Here is a 23066-nt window from a genome sequence, read left to right as displayed (position 1 = left end):
GCAGGCCCGGCCGCCCCACGACATCACCGTCGTCCCCTTCCCTGAGAGAGAACCGGAGAGAACCCATGGCAACTGACATGTCAGTTGAGAAGAAAGTATTTGCCCGACGCGAGTCTGAGGCGCGCTCCTACTGCCGCAGCTTCGACACCGTCTTCACCTCGGCCAGCGGCTCGGAGATGAAGGACGCCGCGGGCAACACCTACATCGATTTCCTGGCCGGCTGTTCCTCGCTGAACTACGGCCATAATGACCCGGACATGAAGGCCGCGCTGATCGAACACATCAGCAACGACGGCATCGCCCATGGCCTGGACATGTACACGCAGACCAAGGCCGCGTTCCTCGAAACCTTCGAGAACGTGATCCTGAAGCCGCGCGGCATGGACCACAAGATCATGATGGTGGGCCCGACCGGCACCAACGCTGTCGAGGCCGCCATGAAGCTTGCCCGCAAGGTGACCGGCCGCACCAACGTGATCGCCTTCACCAACGGCTTCCACGGCATGACGCTGGGCGCGCTCGCCGCGACCGCCAATGCCGGCAAGCGCGGTGGCGCAGGCATGGACCTGTCCGGCGTGACCCGGATGCCCTACGAGGGTGCCTTCGGCGACGAGGTGGACTCGCTCTCGCTCATCGAGCAGATGCTTGAGAACCCGTCCTCCGGCATCGACGCGCCTGCTGCCTTCCTGATGGAGCCGGTGCAGGGCGAGGGCGGTCTGAACGCCGCCTCCAAGGAGTTCATCGAGGGCGTGGCGAAGCTGGCCAAGAAGCACGGCGCGCTGCTGATCCTCGACGACATCCAGGCCGGCGTGGGCCGGACCGGCACCTTCTTCTCCTTCGAGGAGATGGACGTAGAGCCGGACCTGATCCCGATGGCGAAATCGCTGTCCGGCATGGGCCTGCCCTTTGCCGCGCTGCTGGTGAAGCCGGAGCATGACATCTGGAAGCCGGCCGAGCACAACGGCACCTTCCGGGGCAACACCCATGCCTTCGTGACCGCCCGCGTCGCGCTGGAGAAGTTCTGGAAGGACGACGCCTTCCAGAAGGAGATTCAAACCAAGTCGGCGATCCTGTCCGAGGCCATGCACGAACTGGCCAAGGAGATCCCCGGCTCCAAGGTCAAGGGTCGCGGCATGATGATGGGTGTCGACGTCGGCTCGGGCGAGCTGGCAGGCGACATCTGCGCCGAGGCGTTCCGCAACGGTCTCATCATCGAGACCTCGGGCGCCCATGACGAGGTCGTCAAGGTCCTCGCGCCGCTGACCACGCCGGTGGAAACCTTCCGGGAGGGTCTGAAGATCCTCCTCCAGGCTGCCGCCGCCCAGACCAAACACAAGATTGCTGCGGAGTAACACACCATGATCGTTCGCGACTTCAACAAGATCACTGCCGAAGAAAAAGACCGCGTCGTGTCGGACGCCAAGTGGACATCGGTCCGCATGCTGCTGGCCGACGACGGCATGGGCTTCTCGTTCCACATCACCTTCCTCGAGGCCGGTTCGGAGCACACGTTCCACTACAAGAACCACTTCGAAAGCGTCTACTGCATGCAGGGCAAGGGCTCGATCACCGACCTTGCCACCGGCGAGACCCACGAGATCAAGCCCGGCGTCATGTACGCCCTGAACGAGCACGACAAGCACGTGCTGCGGGCCGAGGAAGAACTCGTCATGGCCTGCTGCTTCAACCCGCCCGTGACCGGCACCGAGGTCCATCAGGCCGATGGCTCCTACGCGCCGGCGGAAGAGGAAGTCGCCTGATCCCATCCGGAACGGCTTCATCACGAAACGGACCAATGGAAGGCCGCCGGGGGAAAGCCCCGGCGGAACGACAGTGACACACGCACAGCATACCGTCGAAAAAATCGGTGGCACCTCCATGTCCCGGGTCAACGAACTCGTGGACAGCCTCTTCATCGGGGGCCGGGAGGGGGCCGACCTTTACGAGCGCATCTTCGTCGTCTCTGCCTTCGGAGGCATCACGAACCTGCTGCTCGAGCACAAGAAGACCGGCGAGCCCGGGGTCTATGCGCTGTTCTCCAACGCCGAGAACGATCATGGCTGGATGGACGCGCTCAACCGCGTCACCGAGGCCATGAACGCCGCGCACCGCGAGATCCTGAATCATCCCGCCGACCTGTCGGATGCCGATGATTTCGTCCGCGACCGGATCGAAGGGGCGCGCAACTGCCTCATCGACCTGCAGCGCCTCTGCTCCTACGGGCACTTCCGCCTGTCGGAACACATGGCCCTGATCCGCGAGCTGCTGTCGGGGCTGGGGGAGAGCCACTCGGCCTTCGTCACCACGCTGCTGCTGCGTCGTCACAACGTCGATGCGCGGTTCGTGGACCTCTCCGGCTGGCGCGATGAGCGCGAGCTGACGCTGGAGGAACGGATCGCCACGGCGCTCGACGGGGTGGATACCTCGAAGGAGATGCCCATCGTCACCGGCTATGCCCAGTGTACCGAGGGGCTGATGAAGGAATACGACCGCGGCTATTCCGAGGTCACCTTCAGCCGCATCGCCGCGCAGACCAAGGCGCGCGAGGCGATCATCCACAAGGAGTTCCACCTTTCTTCGGCGGATCCGAACCTCGTGGGGGGCCATGTGCGCAAGCTGGGCCACACCAACTACGACGTGGCGGACCAGCTGTCGAACATGGGGATGGAGGCGATCCACCCCAAGGCGGCCAAGACCCTGCGTCAGGCCGAGGTGCCGCTGCGCGTGACCAACGCCTTCGAGCCGGAGGACCCGGGCACTCTGATCGACGACCAGAAGGCGGAGACGCCCGCGGCCGAGATCGTCTGCGGTCTGCCGGTCTATGCGCTCGAACTCTTCGAGCAGGACATGGTGGGCGTGAAAGGCTACGACGCGGCCACGTTGGAGGTGCTCAAGCGCCACAAGGTGCGGATCGTCTCGAAGTCCTCGAACGCCAACACGATCACGCACTACGTCGACGCCTCGCTCAAGGCGATGCGCCGGGTGGAGCGGGACCTGGCCGAGATCTACCCCTCGGCCGAGCTTTCGGTGCAGTCGCTGTCGATCGCCTCGATCATCGGGCGCGACCTGCGGGGGCTGAAGGTCCTGACCCGTGGTCTGGACGCGCTGGAGACGGCAGGCATCGAGGTGCTGGCCGTGCACCAGACGACCCGCTCGGTCGATGTGCAGTTCGTGGTGCCGCGCGATGCGCTGGATGCCACGGTCGGCGCGCTGCATGACGCGGTGGTGCCGGTGGAGAAAGAGACCGAAAAAGAGGTCAAGGCCGCCGCCTGAGCGGACCTGCCAGACCCCTGTCGCAAGACACATATTCCTGAGCGGGCCGTCCGGCTCTCTCAGGGCGGTCCTCAGGGAGCAAGGGCCCCGTTCCGATGGAACGGGGCCCTTCACGCTACGCGCTTTCCGCCGGGCTTCTGTCACGAAAGTGCCATCAAACAAGGCGCCGGGGGCAGGGCGGGGCGGCTGCCCTAACGGAAAGCGGCCCGTCCCGGGGCGCGTTACAAAACTTTCGCCAAACCGATACATTTCCGACTCCGGGCGCCAATAGCACCCCCCGTGAAAGATGTGGGGACAAGACGTGCTGCGGATCGACAACCTGACCAAGACCTTCGGGGCCAACACTGCTGTGGACCGGGCCACCATTCACGTGGACCGGCCGATGATGATCGGCATCATCGGGCGTTCGGGGGCGGGCAAGTCGACCCTGCTGCGGATGCTGAACCGGCTGACGCCCCATTCCTCGGGCACGATCACCTTCAACGGCCTCGACGTCACCGCGCTCAAGGGCGGCGACATGCGCCGCTGGCAGGCGCACTGCGCGATGATCTTCCAGCAGTTCAACCTCGTGCCCCGGATGGACGTGGTCTCGAACGTGCTGCATGGCACGCTCAACCGTCATTCCACGCTGGCCGCGCTCTTCAACCTCTACCCCGCCTCGGACATCCACCGCGCCATCGACATCCTCGAACGGCTCGGCATCGCGCAGCATGCGCCCAAGCGGGCCGAGGCACTCTCGGGCGGCCAGCAGCAGCGCGTGGCCATCGCCCGCGCCCTGATGCAGGACCCGCAGATCATCCTCGCCGATGAACCCATCGCCAGCCTCGACCCGATGAACGCGCAGGTGGTGATGGAGGCCCTGCGCCGCATCCACGAGGAAGACGGCCGCATGGTCATCGCGAACCTGCACACGCTCGACACCGCGCGCCGTTACTGCGACCGGGTGATCGGCATGCGCGACGGGCGCATCGTCTTCGACGGCCTGCCCGAACAGCTGACCACCGGCGCGGCCCGCGACATCTACGGCGCCGATGCGTCGTTCAGCGAGGCTGCCACCTCCACCGAAATCGGCGCGCTCGACCGGCCGTCCGCCAAGGCCACCGCGCGCGTTCCTGCCTGAGTTTCATCTGCCCCCGTCGCCTGTCGCGGCGGGGTTTTTCAATCTGGGAGACCAACCGATGAAAAAACTGATCGCGGCCGCCCTGGCCAGCACCACCCTGGCCGGCGCCGTTTCCGCACAGGACATCACCGAATTCCGCCTTGGCATCCTCGGCGGCGAGAACGCCCAGGACCGCCTGGCCTCGAACCAGTGCTTTGCCGACAAGATCGCCGATGCGCTCGGCGTCGAGGTGAAGGTCTTCACCCCCGCCGACTACAACGGCGTGATGCAGGGCCTCCTCGGCGGCACCATCGACGCGGCCTGGATGGGCGCCTCCTCCTATGCCGGCACCTACATTGCCGATCCGGAAGCGGTCGAGCCCGTGCTGGTCAAGCAGAACGAAGACGGCTCCATCGGCTACTACTCGATCGGCTTCGCCCGTGCCGACAGCGGCGTGACCTCGCTGGACGACCTGAAGGGCAAGAAGTTCGGCTTCGGTGACCCGAACTCGACCTCCGGCTACCTGATCCCCTCGATCGAGATCGCCGACGCCGGCTTCCCGATGGAACCGGGCCAGTTCTTCGGCGACGTCGTCTTCACCGGCGGCCACGAGCAGACCATCGTTGCCGTGAACAACGGTGACGTGGACGCGGGCGTGACCTGGGCCGACGGCCAGGGCGAATGGGAAGACGGCTTCAACTCCGGCGCGCTGCGCAAGGCCGTGGACGCGGGCCTCGTCGACATGAACGACCTGGTGCAGATCTGGCAGTCGAACGTGATCCCCGAGGGTCCTTTCGTCCTGCGCAAGGCCCTGCCGCAGTCGGTCAAGGACACCGTGACCGAGCTGACCGCGAACCTCTGGGAAGAAGACGCCGATTGCGCCTACGGCGTGGCCGCAGGCGACGCGAAGGACTTCATCCCCGTCACCCACGAGACCTACAAGTCGATCGTCGCTGCCCGCCAGTCGAAGATCAACTGATCCTGACCGCTTCGAGGGGTCCGCGTCCGCGCGGGCCCTTCTTTATTCAGGGATACCCCATGGCCGACCAGACCGCCGCCTCCATCGAAGACGCAAGCCCCGCGGAGATCCGCGAACGCTATCTTGCCCAGACCCGTCGCAAACGCCTCTACAGCGGGATGCTGCTGGCGGTCTTCGTGGCGCTCATGGCCGGGGGCTTCATCACCGCCGACAGCCGGAATGCCGGTGGCTTCTGGGATGGCCTGCACCGCATCTTCGACTTCCCCGCCGGCGTCATCGCCGAGACGGTCGAGAAGATCGACCGGATGCCCGCGAACCTCGTGAAATTCTTCCCCGCGCTGATGGAGACGATCAACATCGCCGCCGCCGCCACCCTGCTGGGCGCGCTTGGCGGGATCGTCCTGTCGATGCTGGCGACCCGCGGCATGGCCCGCTGGCCGCGCCTGATCCCGGTGTTCCGCCGGATCATGGACGTGATGCGCGCCGTGCCCGAGATCGTCATCGCGCTGGTGCTGATCTTCGTCCTCGGCGGCGGGCCGGTGCCCGCGATGATCGCCATTGCCTTCCACACGGTCGGCGCCCTCGGCAAGCTCTTCTCCGAGGTGAACGAGAACGCCTCGCTCAAGCCGGTCGAGGGGCTCGCCTCCGTGGGCGCCAACTGGTCGCAGCGCATGTTCCTCGGCGTCGTGCCGCAGGTGGCGCCGAACTACCTCAGCTATGCGCTGCTGCGCTTCGAGATCAACATCCGTGCCTCCGCCATCCTCGGCTTCGTGGGCGCGGGCGGCATCGGCTACGAGCTCAAGAACGCCATCGGCTGGGGCATCGGGCGCTATGACGAGGCGGCGGCGATCTTCCTGCTGCTGTTCCTCACCATCGTCGTGGTGGACCAGGTCTCGTCCTATGCCCGCGACCTGCTGACCCACGGCCGCAAGAAGGAGATGCTGGCATGACCCTCGCTGCCGATATGCCGATGGACGGGCTGAAGACCCGCGCCGAGGCGCTGTTCCGCCGCAAGCGCATGGTGGCCATCGCGATGCCGCTGGTGCTGCTTGCCTACCTCGTCTACGCGCTTTTCGCCTTCAACGTGCCTGCGCTGCTGCAGGGTGCGAGCCTCGAGAACGGGGCCACGCTGATCCGCGACAGCTACAGCTACAAGACCCATGTGACCCGCGACAACCGCTCGGGCGAAGTGACCTTTGCCATCGAGGGCGAGCGCAAGGGCGAATACGCCCCGGGCACCCAACCGGACTGGGTGACGGTCGCGGGCGATGACACGATCACCGACCTCGGCGGCGGGCACCTTGTGCATTACACGGCCGAGGGCGTTTCCTACGAGATCCCGGGCTATGGCACGGTGAGCGCGCAGCCCGGCAATGGCGGCGTGAACGCGACCTTCCCGGACGGCGACCTGCCGGAGTGGATCAATGCCTCGAAGAACCGGGTGACGATCACCACCGATGCGGGCCGCGTGACGATCACCCGCAACCGGACCGAGGTCTTCCGCTACTCGCTGGGGTGGGAGCTCTTCTTCTTCACCCTCGACAGCCCCTATCACGGGATGGGCCCGGGCGAGCTGCTGTCCCATGCGCTTTCGGGCGAGGCGGGGGCGATCTGGCACGATTTCTGGAACAACGCCATGTGGCGGCACGGGGACGTGGCCTGGGCGCTGGTGGAAACCGTGCTGATGGCCTTCCTGGGCACCTTCGGGGCGGCCATCGTGGCGCTGCCGCTGGCCTTCCTCGCGGCGCGCAACTTCGCGCCCCTGATGGCGGTGCGCTTCACCTTCCGGCGGATCTTCGACTTCCTGCGCGGCACCGATGCGCTGATCTGGACGATCGTGCTGTCGCGGGCCTTCGGGCCCGGGCCGATGACCGGGGCGCTGGCGATCCTGCTGACCGACACCGGCAGCTTCGGCAAGATGTTCTCGGAGGCGCTGGAGAACGTGGACGGCAAGCAGATCGAGGGCGTGCAGTCGACCGGGGCCAAGCCGCTGCTGCGCTACCGCTTCGGGGTGATCCCGCAGGTGACGCCGGTGCTGCTGAGCCAGGTGCTCTACTTCTTCGAGAGCAATACCCGGTCGGCCACCATCATCGGCGCGATCACCGGTGGCGGCATCGGCCTGATGCTGACCCAGGCGATGATCACCCAGAAGGATTGGGAGGAGGTGACCTATTACATCATCCTCGTGATCCTGCTGGTCTTCGCGATGGACTGGTTCTCGGGCTGGCTGCGCCGCAAGCTGATCGGGGGCGAGCGCTGAGCGCAGCATCTCTCTGACCCTTTGCTGATCCCTGAGACCGGGCCGGAAAATGGAGATTTTCCGGTCCGTTTTCTTTGCAGAAAACGGGCAGGGTGGGGAGGTTGGGCGCCCGTCGTGTTGCGTGGTCTCTGCGGGGTGGCTGGGAGAATTCTGAAAATTCTTCCCAAAATTCCTGGAGGAATTTTGGAGGGGGCTGTCTGCCCCCTCTTGCAGGCTGCGCCTGCAATTCACCCCCGAGGATATTTGGGAAACGAAAATGAAAGGGTGGCGCCGAGGGGAAATTGGCGGGGATTGGCGGTTATTCGGCGGCGCGCAGGCCGGGCTTGTTGGAGGGGAGGACCTCGATCTGGTGGTCGGGGCCGGCGTCCCAGAGGATTTCCGGGGCCTTCAGGCGGCGGGCGGCGCGGCGCAGGGCCCAGTCGCGCGCGGCCTGGCTGGTGCGGCCGAAGGAGAGCCGCGCGAGGAGGGTGGCCAGCAGGTTGACATAGGTCGAGGCCCAGACCCGCAGCGCCAGCATCGCAGGCGTGAAGACGAGGGTCAGCACCGTCGCTATGCCGAGACCGAAGACCACCGCCGTGGCGAGCTGCTTCCACCAGAGCGCGGTGGGGCTGTCGATGGAATAGCCGCCGCCGAAGAAGTCGAGCGAGAGGCCGAACATCATCGGCGCGAGGCCCGCCATGGTGGTGATCGTGGTCAGCAGCACCGGGCGGATGCGGTCCTCCGCCGTGCGGATGATGGCCTCGATCCGGGGCATGTACTGGGAGTATTCCTGGTAGGTGTCGATCAGCACGATGTTGTTGTTCACCACGATGCCCGCCAGGGCCACGATCCCGGTCCCGGTCATGATGATCGAGAAGGCCTGATCCATCACCAGCATGCCGATCAGAACGCCCGCGGTGGAGAGCACCACGGCGAGGAGCACCAGCACGGAATTGTAGAAGGAGTTGAACTGCGCCAGCAGGATGATGAACATCAGCGCGAGCGCGGCGGAGAAGGCGGACATGAGGAACTGCTGGCTTTCCGCCTGGTCCTCCTGGTCGCCGGTCCAGACCGTCTCGATCCCGGGGGGCAGGTCGGCCTCGGTGTCGAGCCAGCGCTGGAGCGTCTCGATCCGCTCGGTGGCGGTGATCGGTTGGGGCTTGCCCTCGGGGCCCTCGGTGGTGAGGCCGGGCAGGACCGCGGCCTTCACGTCGAAGTAGCGGGTCTGGTCGACGCGCTTGATCTGGGCCAGTTTCTCCACCGGCTTGCGGGTGATGAAGTTGGAGAGCGGCACGAGCCCGTCGGAGGTGCGGACCTTGAGATTGTCGAGGGTCGAGAGCACGCGGTCCTCGGCGGGCAGGCGGACGCGGATGTCGATCTCCTCGTCGGAGCTGTCGACCGACATCGTGTCGAGCAGGATGCCCCGGGTGACGAGCTGCACCATGGCGCCGACGGTGGCCACGTCGGCGCCGTAGCGGCCGGCCTTCTCCACGTCCACGTCGATCTGCCAGTCGATGCCGGGCAGGGGCAGGCTGTCCTCTACAAGGTCGAGGCCCTCGGTCGCGTCGAACTTCGCGCGCACCTTCTCGGTGGCGGCGACGAGGGCGTCCCAGTCGTCGCCGCGGATCTGCAGGTGGACCGGCTTGGCGGAGGCCGGGCCCATGGAGGCGGAGAGGATCTCGACCCGGATCCCCGGCACCTCGGCGAGGGCGCGGTTCAGATCGGCGATGACCACGTCGCCGTCAAGCTCGGGCAGGCCCTTGCGGTCTTCCCAGGGGACGATTTCCAGCTGGATCTGCCCGATGGTGTCCAGCGGCGCCTCGGCCCCGCCGGTGTTGGTGTTGAGCCCGCCGTCGCCCGCGAAGGAGAAGGCATTGAGCACGCCGGGATGTTGCAGGACGATGTCCTCCACCGCGTGCATCAGCGCATCCTTCTGGTCGAGGCTGAGGTTGCCGCGGGCGCGGACGTAGACGATGGCCTGTTCCGGCTCGCTCTCGGTGAAGAATTCGACGCCCTTGTTGTTCTGGCCGAAGAAGATGAACGTGGCCATGACGAAGGCGATCACCGTGCCGATGGTCACCAGCGGCATCACCGGGTTGCCGGTCAGCGCCTTGATGACCCAGCCGAAGGCAGTGCGGCGGCGGCCGACGCGGAGCTTGCCGCCCCGGCGCAGGGGTAGTTTCGCGGCCGTCACGGTGATCGAGGCGGCGACGGCAGCAAGGCAGAAGAGGATCAGGCCGGGCAGGGGGGCCGCCATCCCGGGCAGCAGGGCGCTGCCGGTGAGGTAGGCGGGGTTCACCGCCCACATGGCGCCCACGAACATCGCGTACATCGCCACCGGCACCAGCGCCGCGCGGGCCCACCACGGCAGGGCGGCCGTCAGCCGCCTGGCCGAGCGCTCGAAGGTGCGGGCGATGCGGCCCGTGACGCCGCCCATGACCGGCAGGTAGATCAGCGCCACCACCAGCGAGGCGGAGAGCACGAAGATCAGCGTGACCGGCAGCATGCCCATGAACTCGCCCGGGACGCCGGGCCAGAACAGCATCGGCAGGAAGGCGCAGAGCGTCGTGGCGGTGGAGGAGATCACCGGCCAGAACATCCGCTGCGCCGCCTCCACGTAGGCGTGCATCGGCCCGGTGCCCTCGCTGATCCGCCGGTCGGCGTATTCGACGATGACGATGGCGCCATCGACCAGCATCCCCACGGCGAGGATCAGGCCGAACATGACGATGTTGGAGATCGTGATCCCCATGGCGGCCAGCAGAACGAAGCAGAGCAGGAAGGAGGTGGGAATCGCGAAGCCCACCAGCAGCGCGGGCCGGGGGCCGAGGGCGGCGAGGATGACGATCATGACAAGCGCGATGGCGGTCAGGACCGAACCTTCGAGCTGCTGCACCATGGAGGCGACCACGCGGCTCTGGTCGTTGGAGGTGCCCATGTGGATCGCGGATTGCAGCCCCTCGGGCCAGTCCGCGCGGGCCTCGGCCACGACCTCCTTCACTGCGGCCACAGTGTCGATCAGGTTGAAGCCCTTGCGCTTGACCACCTGCAGCGCGACCGTGGTCTGGCCGTTGAAGCGCGCGGTGCCGGTGCGGTCCTCGAAGGTGAGGCGGATCTCGGCCAGATCGCCGAGGGTCACGACGCGGTCGCCGTTGATCTTGACCGGCAGGGCATAGATGTCGCGCGGTTCCTGGAACGAGCCGGGGATCTTCACCGCGAAGGTGCCGCCCGCGCTGTCGACCTCGCCCGCGGCGATCAGCTGGTTGTTGTTGGTCACCACGTTGATCAGCTCGGCCGCGGTGACGTTGTAGGATTCCAGCCGCAGCGGGTCGATCACCACCTCGACCATCTCGTCGCGCTGCCCGGCGATGCCGGCTTCCAGCACGGAATCAAGCCCCTCGATCCGGTCTTGCAGGTCCTGCGCCACGCGGTTCATGGTGCGTTCGGGCACGTCGCCCGTCAGGTCCACGATGAGGATCGGGAACTCGGAGAAGTTGATCTCGCTGATCGTGTACTTGTCGGCGCCTTCGGGAAACTTGCTTTCCGCCGTCTGCATGGCGTCGCGCACGTCGGCCATGGTCTTGGTCTTGTCCCAGCCGAACTCGAATTCCAGCGCGACCCCGGCATAGCCTTCGGCAGCGGTGGCGGTCATCTTGTCGAGCCCGTCGAGATCGGAAAGCTCCGTCTCCATGGGCTTGACCAGCAGCCGTTCGCTGTCGGCGGCGGAGATGCCGGGGAACTGGACCGAGACGTAGAGCGCGGGGATCTCGATATCGGGCTCGCCCTCCTTGGGGAGGTTGGCATAGGTGAAGCCGCCCGCGATCAGCGACAGCGCGATGAAGGCGAGGATCATGCGGGCGCGGTTGGCCGCCGCCGCGACGATCCCGTTCACTGGCCTGCTCCCTCTGCGGGCGGCGCGAAGGTGGCCGCCACCGGCACGCCCGCGATGACGAAGTCCTGCCCGATGACGATCACGTCCGCCTGCTCCGGCAGGCCGGTGAGCCAGACGCCTGTGGCCGTGTCGCGCATCAGGGTGACGGGTACGAAGGCCGCCTTGCTGTCGCCATCCACCACGCGCACGCCGAGGACGCCGTCATCGTTCAGGGTGAGCACCGATTGCGGCAGCAGATGCGCCAGAACGCCTTCGGCGGAGATCGACATTTCCACCGTCTGACCGTCGCGGATCGCAAGGTCGGGGTTCGCGACCGTCACTTCGACCTGGAAGGTGCGGGTCTCGGGGTCGGCGGAGCGGGCGATATAGGTCACCTGGCCAGTCACCTGTGCGCCGCCGGAGGCAAGCCGGCCCGCGGCCATGGCGCCCATCTTGACGCGGTCCACCTGAAGCTCGGGCACGTAGGCCACCAGCTTGACCGGGTCGAGCTGCGTGACCGTGGCGCAGAGGCTGCCGCTTTGCAGGAGCGTGCCCAGTTCGGCGGTGTCGCTTTCCAGCAGGCCGCCGAAGGGCGCGGTGATCGTCAGCTTGGTGATCTCGTTCTGCGCCGAGGCGACGGAGGCCTGCGCAGCCTCGACGGCGGCATCGGCGCTGGTCAGCCCTGACTTGGCGGAGGCGACCGAGGCCTCGGCGGCGCGCACCGCGGCCCGGGCGGAGGCGAGCTGCGTGTCGGAGGAGAAGCCGTCACCCTTCAGCCGGTCCCGGACCGTGAAGGTGATCTGGGCCTCGTCGAGGGCGGCCTCTGCCTCCGCCACCCGGGCGGTGGCGGTGGGGCGGGCGGCCTCGGCCTCGGCCAGGGAGGCCTGTGCCTGAGCCAGCGTGGCCTGACGGGTGCCGGGGTCGAGCTGGCAGAGCGCCGCGCCGTCCTCGACCATGGTGCCCTTGCGCAGCGGCTCGGAGATGACGCGGCCCGTGGTCTCGGCCATCAGGTCGACCTCGCGGGCGGCCTTGGTCTGGCCGCGCACGATGACGGCGCTGTCGATCTCCCGCGCGGTGGAATGGGTGGCAACGACGCGGACCGGCGCGGCCTCCTGCGTCTTTTCGGCGGAGGCGGCAAGGCTTTCGGGGCTCATGGCCGGGGTGTCCTCGGCCTGGGCCACCGCGACGGCCTCCTCGAGGCCCTCGCCGCGCGCGAAGGCCATCAGGGCGTCGCGCTCGATCACGAGCAGGTAGAGAAAGACCGTGACGGCAACGGCCGTCAGCAGGGGGAACAAACGCATACCGAAATGACCCTGTTGCTGCGCGCGTAATGTTTCAGCCCAGATGGGACGGCCCCGTCGCATTGCAAGAGGGGCCCGGAAGTTTCTGAACTGTCCGGTTCAGAATAGGGGCTTCCGCAGCGCGGCGCAACCGTGCGCGGACGGCGGATATCGGCCCGAAATGTCGCGCTGCGCCAATGGGTCGCGGCGGTTGCGCGTAGGAGGCGTGACCGGCCTGTGCGGTCAATGCTGTCCACTTCTGGCGGTTCACGTTTGTGAGGGCGCGCCGCCCGATCCCCGCCCGCGCGGACCCGGCCCCTTGGCACGCCCCAAGTGACGCGATAAGAGGGGTCGATCCGGTTCAGGGGGAAGACGTGAGCGACACTGACAGCTTCATCGACGAGGTGACCGAAGAGGTTCGCCGTGACCGCCTTTTTGCGCTGCTCAAGCGCTATGGCTGGATCGCGATCCTGATCGTCCTTGTCATCGTGGGCGGTGCCGCCTGGCGTGAGTACAGCCGCGCGACGCAGACGCGGCAGGCGCAGGATCTTGGCGAGGCGCTGCTGGCGGCGCTGGATCAGGACACGCCCGAGTCCCGCGTGGCCGCGCTTGACGCCGTGGTGGTGGACAGCGCCGGCGGCCGTGCCCTGCGCGCCTTCCTGAAAGCCTCCGAGGCCGCAGAGGCCGGCGATACCGCCGCCGCTGCCGATGCCCTCGAAGCCCTCGCGGACGAGCAGGACCTGCCGATGGTCTACCGCCGCGTGGCCGCCTTCAAGGCGCTCGGCCTGCAGGCCGGCACGATGTCGCCTGCCGACCGCCGCGCCGGTTACGAGGCGCTGCAGGGCGGGGCCGCGGACTTCCGCCTGCTGGCTCAGGAGCAGATCGCCCTGACCTATATCGAGGAGGGCGACACCGCCGCCGCGATCGAGGAATTGCGGGCAATTCAATCGGATGCAGAAGTAAGCTCAGGCTTGCGTCGCCGCGTCACACAGTTGATTGTGGCGCTTGGGGAGCCGGCTTCGGCTTCCGAGACCGACAACGGGTAAAGACAGAGGGCCGGGCAGCCATGATGCAGGATACGTCCAACACCTGGACCGAGACCGGCCGCGCGCGCGGCCTCCGCGGACGCTTGATGCTGGGCGCGGGGCTCAGCGGCCTGCTGGCCCTCACCGCCGCCTGTTCCGAACCGGAAGTGATCCTGACCGGCACGCGGGAAGACCCGCGTTCGGTCCTGCAGAACCCCGCGCCCGGCGACCTGCCGGTCGAGACGGCGAACGAATCCCGCCCGATCTCGCTGCCCGCGGTGCAGGGCAACGCCAACTGGCCGCAGCGCCACACGACGCCCGCGACCCGCGTGTCGAACGCCGCCCTGAGCCCCGCGCCGCAACTGGCCTGGAGCGCGCCGATCGGCGAGGGCGACAGCCGCAAGTTCCGCATTACCGCCGATCCCGTGGTCGCCGATGGCCGCGTCTTCACGCTCGACGCCGTAGCGACCGTGACCGCCGTCTCGACCGGCGGACAGGTGCTCTGGTCCCATGACCTCGTGCCGCCGCGCGACAGCGACGGCGATGCCTCGGGCGGCGGTCTGGCCACCGGCGGCGGGCGTGTCTACGTCTCCTCGGCCTTCGGGATGCTGACCGCGCTGGATCCGGCCACCGGCAACGAGCTCTGGACCCAGCGGCTGAACGCCACCGGCTCGGGCACGCCGACCTATCACGACGGTGTCGTCTACGTGACCTCGGGGGACAACCTCGCCTGGGCGGTGGAGGCCGACACGGGCCGCATCCGCTGGCAGCTGTCCGCGGCGCCGGACATCAACAACATCGTGGGCGGCCCGGCCCCCGCCGTGACCGATCAATATGCCGTCTTCGGCTTCGGCTCGGGCGAAGTGCAGGGCGCCTACAAGGGCGGCGGCATGCGTGTCTGGGACACGATCGTCAATGGCCGCCGCGAGGGCTATGCCCGCGCCAACGTCGATGACATCACCGGCGATCCGGTGATCGTCGGCGATACGGTCTACGTCGGCTCCTCCTCGGGGCGGATGGTCGCCCTGAACCTCGCCAGCGGCGCCCGGCTCTGGAGCACCGAGGAAGGCCCGATCTCGCCCGCCTGGGTTGCGGGCGGCTCGGTCTTCCTGCTCTCCGACCGGAACGAACTGGTCCGGCTCGACGCCAGCGACGGCTCCCGCATCTGGGCGCAGCCGCTGCGGTTCTTCGTCAAGGACAAGCCGAAGAAGCAGAAAGAGGTCTTTGCCTACTACGGGCCGATCCTCGCCGGCGGGCGTCTCGTCGTGTCGTCGAACGAGGGCTACGTCTACTTCTTCGATCCCGCCAGCGGCACCCTGACCGGTCAGGTCGAGGTCCCCGGCGGTGCCACCTCGGCCCCCGTGGTGGCGGGCAACACGCTCTATGTCGTGGGGTCGGACGGCACGCTCTACGCCTATCGCTGAGCTTGACGCTTTCCCCGCGCGGACAAATCGTGTAACGGGGCGGCTTGATCCGTCTTTGGAGTGACAGATGTCTTTTTCGCTCGCCATCGTGGGCCGGCCCAACGTGGGCAAGTCCACGCTGTTCAACCGTCTCGTGGGCAAGCGCCTGGCCCTGGTCGATGACCAGCCGGGCGTGACGCGCGACCTGCGCGAAGGCGAGGCGAAGCTGGGGGATATCCACTTCACCGTGATCGATACCGCGGGTCTGGAAGACGCCACCGACGACTCGCTTCAGGGCCGCATGCGGCGCCTGACCGAACGCGCCGTGGACATGGCCGATGTCTGTCTCTTCATGATCGACGCCCGCACCGGCGTGACGCCCACGGACGAGATCTTTGCCGAGATCCTGCGCAAGCGCGCCGACCGCGTGATCCTCGCCGCGAACAAGGGCGAGGGGGCTGCCGCCGACGCCGGCGTGCTGGAGGCCTGGAACCTCGGTCTTGGCGAGCCGCTGCGCCTGTCCGCCGAACACGGCGAGGGCATGAGCGAGCTCTATTCGGCCCTAATGCCGATCGCCGATGAATTCGCCGAGAAGGTCAGTGCCGCCGCCGCCGAAGCGCCGGTGATCGAGGTCTCGCTGCCCGAGGACCTGACCGAAGCCGAAGGCGAGGAGCTGGAGAACGACGAGAGCTGGCGTCCGTCCGAATTCCGTCCGCTGCAGGTTGCCGTTGTGGGCCGTCCGAACGCGGGCAAGTCCACGCTGATCAACCGCATCCTCGGCGAGGACCGCCTGCTGACCGGCCCCGAGGCCGGGATCACCCGCGATGCCATCTCCCTGCGGATCGACTGGGATGGCACGCCGATGCGGATCTTCGACACCGCCGGCATGCGCAAGAAGGCCAAGGTGCAGGACAAGGTCGAGAAGCTCTCGGTCTCGGACGGTCTGCGCGCGGTGAAATTCGCCGAGGTCGTGGTGGTACTTCTGGATGCGGCCATTCCCTTCGAACAGCAGGACCTGCGCATCGCGGACCTGGCCGAGCGGGAAGGCCGCGCGGTCATCATCGCGGTGAACAAGTGGGACGTGGAAGAGTACAAGCAGGAGAAGCTGCGCGACCTGAAGGAGAGCTTCGAGCGCCTCCTGCCGCAGCTGCGCGGCGCGCCGCTGGTCACCGTTTCGGCCAAGACCGGCCGCGGCCTCGACCGGCTGCATGATGCGATCCTGCGCGCCCATGAGACCTGGAACCGCCGCGTCTCCACCGCGAAGCTTAATCGCTGGCTGATCGGCATGCTGGAGCAGCACCCGCCGCCCGCACCGCAGGGCCGCCGCATCAAGCTGCGCTACATGACGCAGGCGAAGACCCGGCCGCCGGGGTTCGTCGTGATGTGTTCGCATCCCGACAAGATCCCCGAAAGCTATTCGCGTTACCTCGTGAACGGGCTGCGGGCGGACTTCGACATGCCCGGCACGCCGATCCGGCTGACCATGCGCGGGCAGGGGAACAAGAACCCCTACAAGGGCCGGCGCGAGAAGAACGCCGGCGCCCTGAAGAAGCACCTCGACAAGAAGAAGTGAGGCTTACCGCGCCGTCGCCTGCCGGGCGGCGGTGAGGCCCACGGCCACCAATGCCAGACCGGTGGCGATCAGCATCACCGTGTTCAGCGGTTGGATGTTCGAGGCCAGCACCCCGATCAGTGCCCAGACCAGCGCCGCGGCGTAGCCCCAGCTGCGCGGTCGCAGCCGCAGCACCGCCAGACCCAGCACGATTGCCAGCCAGAGGAAGGCCACGTGGATCGGCGTGACCGGCGCGGCGCCATAGCCCGTGGCCAGCACGGCGGTCGCCACGCAGGAGGCGGCGGTGAGCCAGCCGGCGTAGAGCCCCAGCGGCACCTCCAGCCACCATGGATCGACCCGGGGGGCACGCAGCAGGGCCAGCACGGCGGTGCCCCACATGATCCAGATCAGCACCGTGGCCCAGATCGGCGAGAGGTTCGCGACGGGGATCCACGCCGCACCGACCACGAGGCTGGCGATGAGCGGCGCGCGGGTCCGGTTCCATCGGGGATCGGTGTCGCGTTTCAGCAGGCCGTAACCGCCCGAGACGATGAGCCAGAGATAGATCACCCCCCAGATCGAGAAGGCCCAGCCCGCCGGTTGCAGCGGCGGATCGGTTTGGGGCACGGGAAACTGGTCCGGCGAGAAGCCGTTGAACCCGGTACTGACAAGCGGCGAGGCAGCAAAGGCCAAGGCCGCGGCGAGCACGAAAATCGCATTCATCTTCATCATGTCCGTGAAATGTCCCAGACGGCCAAGTGGTTCACTCTCAAAAGGAATACCGGCCATGAGCAAAGCGCCCGCCTTGCCGTCCCCGCACCGCTGTCCCGGTTTCCCGGAGAACTTTTCGAAGAATTTTCCCAAGAATTCTTGAAAATTCCTGGTCGCGTGGGGCGATGTCGGCGTGGTCCACGGGCCAGGGTCTGCGTCTGGGTCTGATCTGGGACCGAGTGGGAAGCGCCCAAAGGAAAACGGCGCCCCGAAGGACGCCGCTTGTCTTGCAAACCTGCCGCAATGTGCCGGATCAGACCAGTACGCCCTCGGCGCTCAGCGTGGTCTTGCCGCGCAGGTAGGGGTGCAGCACCGCAGGCAGCACGACCGAGCCGTCCTCCTGCTGGCCGTTCTCCAGCACGGCGATCAGCGCGCGGCCCACGGCGAGGCCCGAGCCGTTCAGCGTGTGCACGAACTCCGGCTTGCCGCCCTCGGCGGGCTTGAAGCGGGCATTCATGCGGCGGGCCTGGAAATCCCCGCAGACCGAGACCGAGGAGATCTCGCGGTAGGTGTCCTGACCGGGCAGCCAGACCTCGATGTCGTGGGTCTTGCGCGCGCCGAAGCCCATGTCGCCGGTGCAGAGCACCACGGTGCGGTAGGGCAGTTCCAGCTTCTCGAGGATCGCCTCGGCGCATTTGGTCATGCGCTCGTGCTCGTCCAGCGAGGTGTCCGGATGGGTGATCGAGACCATCTCGACCTTCTCGAACTGGTGCTGGCGCAGCATGCCCGCGGTGTCGCGGCCCGCGCTGCCCGCTTCCGAGCGGAAGCACTGGGTGTGGGCCACGTAGCGCCGGGGCAGGGTGCCTTCCTCGACCGTCTCGCCGTGGACGATGTTGGTCAGCGTGACCTCTGCCGTCGGCACCAGCCACCAGCCCTCGCGGGTCTGGTAGCTGTCCTCGCCGAACTTCGGCAGCTGGCCGGTGCCCAGCATCATCTCGTCGCGCACCAGAACCGGGGTCCAGGTCTCGTTCAGGCCATGGTCCTCGACGTGGGTGTCGATCATGAACTGCGCAAGCGCCCGGTGGATACGGGCGACGCCCGCGCTCAGCACGACGAAACGCGCGCCCGAAAGCTTGGCCGCGGTCTCGAAGTCCATGCCCGGTTTCACGCCGGCCAGCTCGTAGTGCTCCTTGGGCGTGAAGGCGAAGGTTCGGGGCGTGCCCCAGCGGCGGATCTCGACGTTGTCGTCCTCGTCCGCGCCCTGCGGCACGTCCGCGAAGGGCGCGTTCGGGATGCCCATGAGCATGTCGGTCAGCTTCGCGTCGAGCTCCTTGGCCTCGGCATTCATCGCCGCAACCTCCGCCTTCTTGTCGGCCACGAGGGCGCGCAGGCGTTCGAACTCGGCCTCGTCGCCGCGGCCCTTGGCGGCGCCGACTTCCTTGGAGGCCTTGTTCTGCTCGGCCTGCGCGGATTCGGCGGCGTGGATCTTGGCCCGGCGCTCATCGTCGAGCGAGAGGATCGACGACGACAGAGGCGCGGCGCCCCGCAGGGCCAGGGCGGCATCAAAAGCGGTTGGATTTTCGCGGATCGCGCGGATGTCGTGCATGATCGTCTCCCTCATGAAGATTCGTGAGCGCCTTATGCGGGATTTTCGCGCGAGGGGGAACCGGGCGGGGGCGGCCGGCCGGGCGGGTGGTGTCAGGCGGGCACAGGACCGGCGGGACGACCGGGGAGAGGACGGTGCAAGACGGACGGGCCGGGCACCCGGGCAGACCGACAGTGGCGGGCCGCAGCGCGTTCACGGTAAGGTGCATGGGGCGCGGCAGGAGCGCCGGGGCAGGGAGGCGTTTCGCGCCTTGCAAATAACGCGGCTGCCCCATAGGTTCCCGGCGACTTGGACGCCGGGCCTTTGCCCTTCAACGATACTCAAAAGAACAAGGACAATTCCCATGGATGGTGGCGCAATCGCCCAGTTTCTCCCGCTCATTCTGATCTTCGCGATCATGTATTTCCTGCTGATCCGCCCGCAGCAGAAGAAGATGAAGGAGCACCAGGCGATGGTCAACGCCGTGCGCCGCGGTGATCAGGTCGTCACCCAGGGCGGGATCAAGGGCAAGGTTTCGAAGGTCCGTGACGATGGCGACATCGAGGTCGAGATCGCACCGGGCGTGAACGTCCGCGTGGTCAAGACGACCCTCGCGGCCGTCGTGTCGAAGACCGAACCGACCGAATCCTGATCCCTGAAATAATCCCCGGAGCGGCCGATGCTGCAAATCGAGCTTTGGAAGAAGGTGGCCATCTGGCTGGTGGTCGTGGCAGGCCTCCTGCTGGCGCTGCCGAACGCCTTCTACAATCGCGTTGAAACTTACAACGACAGCGTGGCCGCGACGGGCGAGGGGGAGGGCTGGCCCTCCTTCCTGCCTTCGAACCTGGTGAACCTCGGCCTCGACCTCCGGGGCGGGGCGCACCTGCTGGCTGAAGTCCGCGTGCAGGACGTCTATGCCACCCGCATGCAGAGCATGTGGCCCGAGATTCGCGACCGCCTGCGCGATGCCCGCGCAGAGGTCGGCACCATCCGCCTGCAAGAGAGCTCGGACCCGTCGGTCCTGCAGATCCGCATCGGTGAGGCGGGCGGCGTGCAACGCGCCGTGCAGCTCATCGAGGAGCTGGCCCGCCCGGTCACCAGCCTGACCGGCGCCGGCGCCACCGATATCACGGTCTCCGCACAGGGCGACGTGATCACCGTGCAGCTCTCGGAGGCAGAGAAGCTGGCCACCGACGACCGCACCGTGCGCCAGTCGCTCGAGATCATCCGCCGCCGGATCGACGAGGTCGGCACCCGCGAACCCACGATCCAGCGTCAGGGCACCGACCGCATCCTGATCCAGGTGCCGGGCGTCGGCTCGGCCGCGGAACTCAAGGACATCATCGGCACCACCGCCCAGCTGACCTTCCAGCCGGTGATCAGCCGGACCTCCAGCGCCGACGCAGCGCCGGGTGCGGGCAACGAAGTGCTGCCCTCGCTGGACGAAGAGGGCGTCTACTACGTGCTGGAAACCGCCCCCGTCGTCACCGGCGAGGAACTAGTGGACGCACAGCCCTCCTTCGACCAGAACGGGCGGCCCGCGGTTTCCTTCCGGTTCAACACCTCCGGTGCGCGCAAGTTCGGCGACTACACCGCCAACAACATCGGCAACCCCTTCGCCATCGTGCTCGACGGCGAGGTGATCAGCGCCCCGGTGATCCAGTCGCATATTCCCGGCGGCTCGGGGATCATCACCGGCAACTTCTCCGTCGAGGAGAGCACCAACCTCGCCGTGCTGCTGCGCGCAGGTGCGCTGCCGGCCGGTCTCGACTTCCTCGAAGAGCGGACCATCGGCCCGGAACTGGGCGCCGACAGCATCGAGGCGGGGAAGATCGCGACCACCGTCGCCTTCATTGCCGTGCTGGCCTTCATGGTCGCCTCCTACGGGCTCTTCGGCATCTTCGCCAACGTGGCGCTGATGGCCAACGTGGTTCTGATCTTCGGCCTGCTGTCGCTGCTGGGGGCCACGCTGACCCTGCCGGGCATCGCCGGTATCGTGCTGACGATCGGTATGGCGGTGGACGCCAACGTGCTGGTCTTCGAACGTATCCGCGAGGAGCTGAAGACGGCCAAGGGGCCGGCGCGTGCCATCGAACTGGGCTACCAGAAGGCGCTGTCCGCGATCATCGACGCGAACATCACCACCTTCATCACCGCCGTGATCCTCTACGCCGTGGGCTCTGGCCCCGTGCGCGGCTTCGCCATCACGCTGGGCCTTGGGATCATCACCTCGGTCTTCACCGCGATTTACCTGACCCGCCTGCTGATCGTGATCTGGTTCCAGCGGCGCCGTCCCAAGACCCTGGAGGTGTGAGATGCGCCTGAAGCTGATCCCTGACGATACGAAGTTCGACTTCTTCAACCGGTCCAAGCTTTGGCTGGGTATCTCGGCCGTCATGATCGTGCTGGCCCTGGTGTCGGTCTCGATCCGTGGCCTGAACTTCGGCATCGACTTCCGCGGCGGCACCACGATCCGGACCGAAAGCGCCCAGCCGGTGGATATCGCGGCCTACCGCGATGCGGTGGCGGCGCTGGACCTGGGCGATGTCACCATCACCGAGATCTTCGACCCGACCTTCGGTCCCGAGCAGAACGTGGCGATGATCCGCATTCAGGCGCAGGACGAGACCTCCTCCGTCTCGCAGGAGCTGATCACCGAGGTCGAGACCGCGATGACCGCCGCCGTGCCGGACATCCGCTTCATCTCGGTCGAGAGCGTCGGGCCCAAGGTCTCGGGCGAGCTGATCAAGACCGCGGCCATCGCCGTGGTCCTCGCTATCGCGGCGGTGCTGGTCTACATCTGGCTGCGCTTCGAATGGCAGTTCGCCGTGGGTGCGGTGATCGCGCTCGTGCACGACGTGGCCCTGACCATCGGCATCTTCTCGGAGGTGGGCATCCGCTTTGACCTCGCGATCATCGCGGCGCTGCTGACCATCGTGGGTTACTCGCTCAACGACACCGTGGTCGTCTTCGACCGGGTGCGGGAGAACCTGCGCAAGTACAAGCAGATGCCCCTGAAGGACGTGCTCAACCTCTCGATCAACGAGACGCTGAGCCGGACCCTGATGACCTCGGGCACCACGCTGATCGCGCTGATCGCCCTGCTGGTGCTGGGCGGCGACGTGATCCGGGGCTTCGTCTTCGCGATGACCTGGGGCGTGATCGTCGGGACCTATTCCTCGATCTTCGTGGCCTCGGCCATGCTGCTGCGCCTCGGCGTGAAGCGGGACTGGAGCAAGTCCGGCCCCAAGAACACCGGCAACAAGTTCGCCGACATCGATGCCTGACACGATCTCTTCCGGGCTGGCCGACGCATTGGCCAGCCCGGGCCTCATCTGGCTGATCCTGGCAATGGGAGCCGCGGGCCTTGTCCGCGGCTTCGCCGGTTTCGGGACCGCGCTGATCTTCATGCCCATCGCCACCCACCTGCTGCCACTGCCCGTGGCCATCGTGGTGCTGTCCTTCACCGACCTGACGACCGTCCCCTCGCTGGTGCCGCGCGCCCTGCGCGACGCGGACAAGCGCGCCGTGCTGCTGATGGGCGTGGCCGCCGTGGCCGCCATGACGCCGGGCATCTGGCTGCTGAACGTGGTGGACGAGGCGTTGCTGCGGTGGGCGGTCTGCGGGATCGTGGCGCTGACGCTGCTGGCGCTCATCTCGGGCTGGCGTTACACCGGGCCGCAGGGCAGGGGCCTTCTGGTGGCGCTCGGCCTGGCCGCCGGTCTGCTGGGCGGTTCCACCGGGCTGGCCGGTCCGCCGGTCATCCTGTTCTACCTCGCCGGTGCGGCGGCTGCGGCCTCCGTGCGGGCCAACACGATCCTCTTCCTCGGCCTGATCGACGTGGGTATCATCGCGATGCTCTGGATCAACGATCTGGTCACGGCGCAGGCGCTCTGGCTCTCGGCCGTGCTGGCGGTGCCCTTCGTGCTCGGCTCGCTTGCCGGGCAGGCCCTGTTCCGTCCCGGGCGGGAGACGCTCTTCCGGGGGATCGCCTATACCACCATCGCGCTCGCCGCCGTTGTCGGCCTGCCGATCTTCGAATGAGGAGA

The 23066-nt window shown here is 67.2% G+C and carries 18 protein-coding genes; 14 read left to right on the top strand and 4 right to left on the bottom strand.

Translation table 11 applies throughout. The features are described 5' to 3' along the window. Positions 1-65: 65 nt before the first annotated feature. From ectB to phnE (ACX9MO_RS01355), 7 genes are all read left to right on the top strand, one after another. Entirely contained in the window at positions 66-1352 is a 1287-nt protein-coding gene (gene ectB / locus ACX9MO_RS01385) for a diaminobutyrate--2-oxoglutarate transaminase (RefSeq protein WP_462213271.1), read from the top strand. A gap of 6 nt (positions 1353-1358) precedes the next feature. Beyond that, positions 1359-1760 carry an ectoine synthase gene (locus ACX9MO_RS01380; protein WP_222494826.1) on the top strand — a complete coding sequence of 134 codons (402 nt, stop codon included), beginning with the start codon at positions 1359-1361 and terminating at the stop codon, positions 1758-1760. A gap of 118 nt (positions 1761-1878) precedes the next feature. Then, positions 1879-3273, top strand: coding sequence for an aspartate kinase (locus tag ACX9MO_RS01375; protein WP_462213270.1), 1395 nt, complete (start codon positions 1879-1881; stop codon positions 3271-3273). A 301-nt stretch (positions 3274-3574) separates the two neighbouring features. Further along, complete coding sequence (phnC, locus tag ACX9MO_RS01370) at positions 3575-4393, top strand: phosphonate ABC transporter ATP-binding protein (protein ID WP_222494932.1); 819 nt, start codon at positions 3575-3577, stop codon at positions 4391-4393. A 58-nt stretch (positions 4394-4451) separates the two neighbouring features. After that, complete coding sequence (gene phnD, locus ACX9MO_RS01365; RefSeq protein WP_462213269.1) at positions 4452-5351, top strand: phosphonate ABC transporter substrate-binding protein; 900 nt, start codon at positions 4452-4454, stop codon at positions 5349-5351. Between the two features lie 59 nt (positions 5352-5410). Further along, positions 5411-6301: a phosphonate ABC transporter, permease protein PhnE gene (phnE, locus tag ACX9MO_RS01360; RefSeq protein ID WP_222494820.1), complete on the top strand. Its 891-nt coding sequence runs from the start codon at positions 5411-5413 to the stop codon at positions 6299-6301. Continuing rightward, a complete protein-coding gene (gene phnE, locus ACX9MO_RS01355; RefSeq protein WP_462213268.1) occupies positions 6298-7611 on the top strand; it encodes a phosphonate ABC transporter, permease protein PhnE in 1314 nt (437 codons plus the stop codon). Before phnE (ACX9MO_RS01360) ends, phnE (ACX9MO_RS01355) begins: the two co-directional genes overlap by 4 nt. Before the next feature lie 298 nt (positions 7612-7909). Here phnE (ACX9MO_RS01355) and ACX9MO_RS01350 read toward each other — a convergent pair whose 3' ends face one another. Together ACX9MO_RS01350 and ACX9MO_RS01345 are read right to left on the bottom strand one after the other, a co-directional pair. Next, positions 7910-11482, bottom strand: coding sequence for an efflux RND transporter permease subunit (locus ACX9MO_RS01350; RefSeq protein WP_462213267.1), 3573 nt, complete (start codon positions 11480-11482; stop codon positions 7910-7912). Continuing rightward, the gene (locus ACX9MO_RS01345) at positions 11479-12762 is read right to left on the bottom strand and encodes an efflux RND transporter periplasmic adaptor subunit (protein WP_462213266.1); all 1284 of its coding nucleotides are present in this window, start codon (positions 12760-12762) and stop codon (positions 11479-11481) included. Before ACX9MO_RS01345 ends, ACX9MO_RS01350 begins: the two co-directional genes overlap by 4 nt. Before the next feature lie 353 nt (positions 12763-13115). Here ACX9MO_RS01345 and ACX9MO_RS01340 point away from each other — a divergent pair, with 353 nt between their 5' ends. The 3 genes from ACX9MO_RS01340 (at position 13116) to der (ending at position 16742) form a co-directional block, all read left to right on the top strand. Further along, complete coding sequence (locus ACX9MO_RS01340; protein WP_222494805.1) at positions 13116-13787, top strand: tetratricopeptide repeat protein; 672 nt, start codon at positions 13116-13118, stop codon at positions 13785-13787. A gap of 20 nt (positions 13788-13807) precedes the next feature. Continuing rightward, entirely contained in the window at positions 13808-15190 is a 1383-nt protein-coding gene (locus ACX9MO_RS01335; protein WP_462213265.1) for an outer membrane protein assembly factor BamB family protein, read from the top strand. 67 nt (positions 15191-15257) lie between these two features. After that, positions 15258-16742: a ribosome biogenesis GTPase Der gene (gene der / locus ACX9MO_RS01330; protein WP_222494804.1), complete on the top strand. Its 1485-nt coding sequence runs from the start codon at positions 15258-15260 to the stop codon at positions 16740-16742. A gap of 3 nt (positions 16743-16745) precedes the next feature. On the opposite strand, the gene ACX9MO_RS01325 is transcribed toward der, so the two are convergent. Both ACX9MO_RS01325 and serS read right to left on the bottom strand, forming a co-directional pair. Then, the gene (locus tag ACX9MO_RS01325) at positions 16746-17453 is read right to left on the bottom strand and encodes a TspO/MBR family protein (protein WP_462213264.1); all 708 of its coding nucleotides are present in this window, start codon (positions 17451-17453) and stop codon (positions 16746-16748) included. 292 nt (positions 17454-17745) lie between these two features. Further along, a complete protein-coding gene (gene serS / locus ACX9MO_RS01320) occupies positions 17746-19038 on the bottom strand; it encodes a serine--tRNA ligase (protein ID WP_462213263.1) in 1293 nt (430 codons plus the stop codon). Positions 19039-19381: 343 nt separating this feature from the next. On the opposite strand from serS, the gene yajC reads away from it, so the two are divergent. The 4 genes from yajC to ACX9MO_RS01300 are packed head-to-tail and all read left to right on the top strand — an operon-like array spanning position 19382 to position 23061. Next, positions 19382-19669, top strand: a complete 288-nt coding sequence (gene yajC, locus ACX9MO_RS01315) for a preprotein translocase subunit YajC (protein WP_222494801.1) — start codon at positions 19382-19384, stop codon at positions 19667-19669. Positions 19670-19696: 27 nt separating this feature from the next. Continuing rightward, the gene (gene secD, locus ACX9MO_RS01310) at positions 19697-21331 is read left to right on the top strand and encodes a protein translocase subunit SecD (protein WP_462213262.1); all 1635 of its coding nucleotides are present in this window, start codon (positions 19697-19699) and stop codon (positions 21329-21331) included. Position 21332: 1 nt separating this feature from the next. After that, complete coding sequence (gene secF / locus ACX9MO_RS01305; protein WP_222494799.1) at positions 21333-22304, top strand: protein translocase subunit SecF; 972 nt, start codon at positions 21333-21335, stop codon at positions 22302-22304. After that, entirely contained in the window at positions 22297-23061 is a 765-nt protein-coding gene (locus tag ACX9MO_RS01300; RefSeq protein ID WP_462213261.1) for a TSUP family transporter, read from the top strand. The genes secF and ACX9MO_RS01300 overlap by 8 nt, the downstream gene beginning before the upstream one ends. The last annotated feature ends 5 nt before the right edge of the window (positions 23062-23066 follow it).

The sequence above is a fragment of the Pseudooceanicola profundus genome (genome assembly GCF_054919315.1).
This window is presented reverse-complemented; position numbering and strand designations above follow the sequence as displayed.

Excerpts from the sequence above, each read along its gene's own strand:
- ectB (WP_462213271.1), top strand. The coding sequence starts at position 66 with ATGGCAACTGACATGTCAGTTGAGAAGAAAGTATTTGCCCGACGCGAG.
- ACX9MO_RS01380 (WP_222494826.1), top strand. The coding sequence starts at position 1,359 with ATGATCGTTCGCGACTTCAACAAGATCACTGCCGAAGAAAAAGACCGC.
- ACX9MO_RS01375 (WP_462213270.1), top strand. The coding sequence starts at position 1,879 with ATGTCCCGGGTCAACGAACTCGTGGACAGCCTCTTCATCGGGGGCCGG.
- phnD (WP_462213269.1), top strand. The coding sequence starts at position 4,452 with ATGAAAAAACTGATCGCGGCCGCCCTGGCCAGCACCACCCTGGCCGGC.
- phnE (WP_222494820.1), top strand. The coding sequence starts at position 5,411 with ATGGCCGACCAGACCGCCGCCTCCATCGAAGACGCAAGCCCCGCGGAG.
- phnE (WP_462213268.1), top strand. The coding sequence starts at position 6,298 with ATGACCCTCGCTGCCGATATGCCGATGGACGGGCTGAAGACCCGCGCC.
- ACX9MO_RS01345 (WP_462213266.1), bottom strand. The coding sequence starts at position 12,762 with ATGCGTTTGTTCCCCCTGCTGACGGCCGTTGCCGTCACGGTCTTTCTC.
- ACX9MO_RS01335 (WP_462213265.1), top strand. The coding sequence starts at position 13,808 with ATGATGCAGGATACGTCCAACACCTGGACCGAGACCGGCCGCGCGCGC.
- der (WP_222494804.1), top strand. The coding sequence starts at position 15,258 with ATGTCTTTTTCGCTCGCCATCGTGGGCCGGCCCAACGTGGGCAAGTCC.
- ACX9MO_RS01325 (WP_462213264.1), bottom strand. The coding sequence starts at position 17,453 with ATGATGAAGATGAATGCGATTTTCGTGCTCGCCGCGGCCTTGGCCTTT.
- serS (WP_462213263.1), bottom strand. The coding sequence starts at position 19,038 with ATGCACGACATCCGCGCGATCCGCGAAAATCCAACCGCTTTTGATGCC.
- yajC (WP_222494801.1), top strand. The coding sequence starts at position 19,382 with ATGGATGGTGGCGCAATCGCCCAGTTTCTCCCGCTCATTCTGATCTTC.
- secD (WP_462213262.1), top strand. The coding sequence starts at position 19,697 with ATGCTGCAAATCGAGCTTTGGAAGAAGGTGGCCATCTGGCTGGTGGTC.
- secF (WP_222494799.1), top strand. The coding sequence starts at position 21,333 with ATGCGCCTGAAGCTGATCCCTGACGATACGAAGTTCGACTTCTTCAAC.
- ACX9MO_RS01300 (WP_462213261.1), top strand. The coding sequence starts at position 22,297 with ATGCCTGACACGATCTCTTCCGGGCTGGCCGACGCATTGGCCAGCCCG.